The sequence below is a fragment of the Frigoribacterium sp. CFBP 13605 genome (assembly GCF_014839405.1).
In the GTDB taxonomy this organism is placed as follows: domain Bacteria; phylum Actinomycetota; class Actinomycetes; order Actinomycetales; family Microbacteriaceae; genus Frigoribacterium.
This window is the reverse complement of record NZ_JACYNS010000152.1, coordinates 1-4,605: the sequence shown is the minus strand read 5'-3', so window position 1 is coordinate 4,605 and position 4,605 is coordinate 1. Positions and strand designations below refer to the sequence as shown.

The following is a 4,605-nucleotide window of genomic DNA, read 5'->3' as shown; positions in this document are numbered from 1 at the left end:
CGGCCCGGTGGCCCGGCCCGGCCCGGCCCGGCCCGGGGCCGAGGTCGCACCACGCCCGTGTCGTGGAACCACGCCCCCGGGTGGTTCGAGGACGCGACGGTGGTGCAACGTTCCGCTGGCGGTGCGACGGTGGCCCTGTGGCCCGGCCCGGTGGCCCGGTGGCCCGGCCCGGGGCCGAGGTCGCACCACGCCCGGGTCGTGGAACCACGCCCCAGGGTGGTTCGAGGACGCGACGGTGGTGCGACGTCGAGCTGGCGGTGCGGCGTCCAGCTGGCGGTGCGTCGGCGGGTCGGTGGCCGGGCCCGGGGCCGAGGTCGCACCACGCCCGGGTCGTGGAACCACGCCCCCGGGTGGTTCCACGACACGACGGTGGTGCGACGTCGACCCGAAGCTCCAACGGGCCGGGGCCGGGGGCCGGGCCGGGGTCGGGACCCGAGTCCGGGCTAGAGCGCGACGAGCCGCTCGTAGGCGTCGTCGACCCAGGGGTCGACCGTGCGACGGGAGGCATCGGCGTCGTGCCACGCGACGATCTGGCGGGCTCCCTCGGCGAAGGGGACCCGCGCCTCCCACCCGGGCACCAGCGCGCGGATCTTCGACGTGTCGAACACGGCGGGGTGGCTGCGGTCGCCGCAGAGGTCGGCCGTCCACTCGGGCACCTCGTCGGTCAGGACCTGCGTCGTGCGGTGGACGACGTGCAGCGACGCCCCCGCGGCGTCGGCGAGGTCGCGCGCGATCATGTTCCAGGTGAGCAGCTCGGGCGACATGATGTGGAACGCCTCGCCCAGGGCGCCGGGGTGCCCGAGCAATCCGACGAACGCGCGGGCGAAGTCGCTCGAGTGGGTCAGCGCCCAGAGCGAGGTGCCGTCGCCGTGCAGCACGACCGCGTCCCCGCGGCGCATGCGCTCGATCGGGGTCCAGCCGCCGAGCAGCGGCACGTGCGTCTCGTCGTAGGTGTGTGACGGCCGGACCACGGTCGCCTGCACGCGCCCGGCGAGGTGCTCGTCGCGCAGCAGTCGCTCGCAGGCGATCTTGTCGCGCGAGTACGACCACCACGGGTTGAAGAGCGGCGTCGCCTCGGTGATCGGCAGCGTCACCGGGGGCTTCTGGTAGGCCGACGCCGAACCGATGAAGACGTACTGGTCGGTGAGCGGGGCCACCACGCGCAGCATCGAGGCGAGCTGGTCGGGCGTGAAGGTGAGGAAGTCGGCCACCGAGTCGAAGCGACGCCCGTCCAGGGCGGCGACCAGCGCCTCCTCGTCCCGGACGTCGGCGACGAGCTGCTCGACGCCCGCGGGCACGGGCCGGATCGTGGTGCTGCCGCGGTTGAGCACGGTCACGGCCAGGCCGTCGCGCAGGGCCTGCCGCACCACCGAGGCGCTGATCTGCCCGGTGCCGCCGATCACGAGGAGGGACGTCGATGTCATCGCTCCACTGTGCACCCCCGCGACCGGGGGCGGTCGCCGAGGTGGGCAGGAGTCGGGCAGGAGGCGCGGGTCGGGACCCTGGGGAGGAGGCGCGGGTCGGGATCCCGGGACGGGCCCCGTCGGCGTCGCGGCGGCCGCCGGATCAGGCCTGGTCGAGGGCGTGACGGGCGGCGCGGACCAGGTCGTGGTCGGTCTCGAACCACGAGTCGGTCGACGCCTCGGTGCCGAGCGACACGGTCGTCCCCGACCGGGACGAGGAGGCGCGCACGGCCCGCGCCCGCTTCGCCGAGAGGTGGACGGCGTCGACCCCCGCGGCCACGAGCGCCGGGACGTCGCCGAGCTGAACGCCGCCCCCGGCCATCACCTGCACGTCGCCCGCGACCTCGACGAGGCGCGGCAGCACCCCCGACGCCAGACCCGCCCCGACCGTGGAGGAGCCGCCCGACGTCAGCACGCGCGTGACGCCCAGCCCCGCCAGGGCCGTCACCGCCGCGACGGGGTCCGCCGCACGGTCCACGGCCCGGTGGACGGTGATCTCCAGTGGGCGCGGCTCCAGCGTGCGCGGCTCGAGCGGGCGCGACTCGAGCGGTGACGCCCCCGGAACCCGCGCAGACCCCAGGCCGCGCGGAGGGGTCTCGGCGACGTCCTGCGGTCCGGCGACCCGGTGCGGAGGTGCGGCGGCGTCGAGCGCGGCCTCGACGAACCAGCGGAGGGCGTCGACGTCCAGCGAGCCGTCCTCGCGCAGCGCGCCCACGACGACGCCGGCCACGCCCGAGCGCACCAGCGCCCGGATCTCGCGCACCATCACGTCGAGCTCGTCCGCGTCGTACGCGAAGCCGCCGGGCCGGCACCGCACCAGCGCGTGCACGGGAACGCCCGTCGCGACGGTCGCCTCGACCAGCCCCTGCGACGGGGTGACGCCGCCGAGCTCGAGGGCGCTGCACAGTTCGACGCGGTCGGCTCCGCCGTCGCGCGCCGTGACGGCTCCGGCGGCGCTCGTCACCGCGATCTCGAGCGCGGGCCGCCGGCGGGCGGACGTGTCGGCGGATGAGGAGGCGCGGGTCGCGTCGTTCGTCATGTCACGACCCTAGGCGAGCGGCTCGACGGGCCCATGCCGGGCCGGGCATGGGGCGGGGTGCATGATGGCGGGATGTCCGACGCACCCGCATCCGCACCCGCCGAGGCCCCGGCCACCGCCGCCTACCGGGCGGCCCGCGACCACCTGCTGGGGCTCGGGCACGACCTCGACCGGGCGAGCGACGAGTTCCGCTGGCCGGACGTCGGCGACCGCTTCAACTGGGCGACCGACTGGTTCGACGTGGTCGCCGACGGCAACGACCGCACGGCGCTCTGGATCGTCGAGGAGGACGGCTCCGAGCAGCGGGTGTCGTTCGACGCCATGCGTCGGCGCAGCGACCAGGTCGCCGCGTGGCTGCACGACCTCGGCGTCGCCAAGGGCGACCACGTCATGCTCATGCTCGGCAACCAGGTCGAGCTGTGGGAGGCCATGCTCGCGGTGATGAAGGTGGGCGCGGTCATCCTGCCGACGTCGACCGTGCTCGGCAGCGCCGACCTCGCCGACCGCATCGACCGCGGGCTCGTCCGGCACGTGATCGCCAACGCGGCCGACGCCCCGGCGTTCGCGGGGGTCGACGGGGTCGAGGCCGTCACGCGGATCGCGGTCGTCCCCGAGGGCGACGCAGTCCCCGCGGGCTGGACGTCCTTCGGGGACTCGCACCGCGCCTCCTGGGACCGCCCCGACGTCGCCACCGCGACGGAGGACGCCTGCCTCGTCTACTTCACGTCGGGCACGACGAGCAAGCCGAAGATGGTCGTGCACTCGCACGCCTCGTACCCCGTCGGGCACCTGACCACGACGTACTGGCTGGGCGTGCAGCCGGGCGACGTGCACATGACGATCTCGTCGCCGGGCTGGGGCAAGCACGCCTGGAGCTGCTTCTTCGCGCCGTGGACCGCCGAGGCCACCGTCTTCGTCTACAACTACGGGCGCTTCCGCCCGGCCGAGCTCCGCGACCAGCTCGAGCGCGCCCGGGTGACCTCGTTCTGTGCGCCGCCGACCGTGTGGCGGATGCTGATCCAGTCGTCCCTGGGTTCGCGACCGAGCGCCCTGCGCGAGGCGCTCTCGGCCGGCGAACCGCTCAACCCCGAGGTGATCGGGCGCGTGCAGCAGGGCTGGGGCCTGGACATCCGCGACGGGTACGGGCAGACCGAGACGACCGCCATCGTCGCGAACGCGCCCGGCGGCACGATCAAGGCCGGCTCGATGGGGCGCGCCCTGCCCGGCGTCGAGGTCGTGCTGGTCGACCCCGTCACGGGTGTCGTCGGTGACGAGGGCGAGGTCTGCCTCGACCTCACCACGCGGCCCGTCAACCTGATGACCGGCTACCTCGGCGACGCCGCCCGCACCGAGTCGTCGATGCGCGACGGGCTGTTTCACACCGGCGACGTGGCGGTGCGCGACGCCGACGGCATGATCACCTTCGTCGGCCGCACCGACGACGTCTTCAAGTCGTCGGACTACAAGGTCTCGCCGTTCGAGGTCGAGAGCATGCTGATCGAGCACCCGGCCGTCGCCGAGTCCGCGGTCGTGCCGGCACCCGACGACACCCGGCTGAATATCGTCAAGGCGTACGTGACCCTGGCCGAGGGGTGGGCGCCCGACGCCGAGACCGCTCGGGCCGTCCTGGCTCACGCCCGGGTGTCGTTGCCCGCCTACGAGCGGGTCCGGCGGGTCGAGTTCGCCGAGCTGCCGAAGACGATCTCGGGCAAGATCCGACGCGTCGAGCTGCGTGACCGCGAGGAGGCGCTGGCCCGGTCGGGCGAGCGGGCCGCGGCCGAGTGGCGCGACGCGGACTTCCCCGACCTGAAGGGATAGGGCCGCTCGGCGAGCCCGACGCCCCACGGCTCCGACTCACGGCACCGCGTGTCGTGCACGACACCGCAACTCGTCGCGGTGCCGTGCACGAAACGCGGTGCGGTGTCGGGCCGGGCGGGGCTGGGCGGGGCCGGCTGTCGGGGATCAGCCGGTGCGCAGTTCGCGCCCGGCGGCCCAGACCCGGGCGACCGTCCAGTCGTCGTGCCACGCGACGGCGTCGGCGGCGTGACCCGGGGCCAGACGCCCGAGCGACGGCCGGGCCCCGGCGGCCGGCGCCGTGCGCGG

General features: G+C 75.0%; 3 protein-coding genes. 1 reads left to right on the top strand and 2 read right to left on the bottom strand.

Annotation, left to right across the window (positions count from 1 at the left end; translation table 11 throughout):
* Positions 1–443: 443 nt before the first annotated feature.
* Entirely contained in the window at positions 444–1,424 is a 981-nt protein-coding gene (locus tag IFT36_RS15275; protein ID WP_056043339.1) for an NAD-dependent epimerase/dehydratase family protein, read from the bottom strand.
* A 142-nt stretch (positions 1,425–1,566) separates the two neighbouring features.
* Positions 1,567–2,502, bottom strand: a complete 936-nt coding sequence (locus IFT36_RS15270; protein ID WP_200413577.1) for a copper homeostasis protein CutC — start codon at positions 2,500–2,502, stop codon at positions 1,567–1,569.
* A gap of 72 nt (positions 2,503–2,574) precedes the next feature.
* On the opposite strand from IFT36_RS15270, the gene IFT36_RS15265 reads away from it, so the two are divergent.
* Positions 2,575–4,320, top strand: a complete 1,746-nt coding sequence (locus IFT36_RS15265) for an AMP-binding protein (RefSeq protein ID WP_200413576.1) — start codon at positions 2,575–2,577, stop codon at positions 4,318–4,320.
* Positions 4,321–4,605 lie beyond the last annotated feature (285 nt).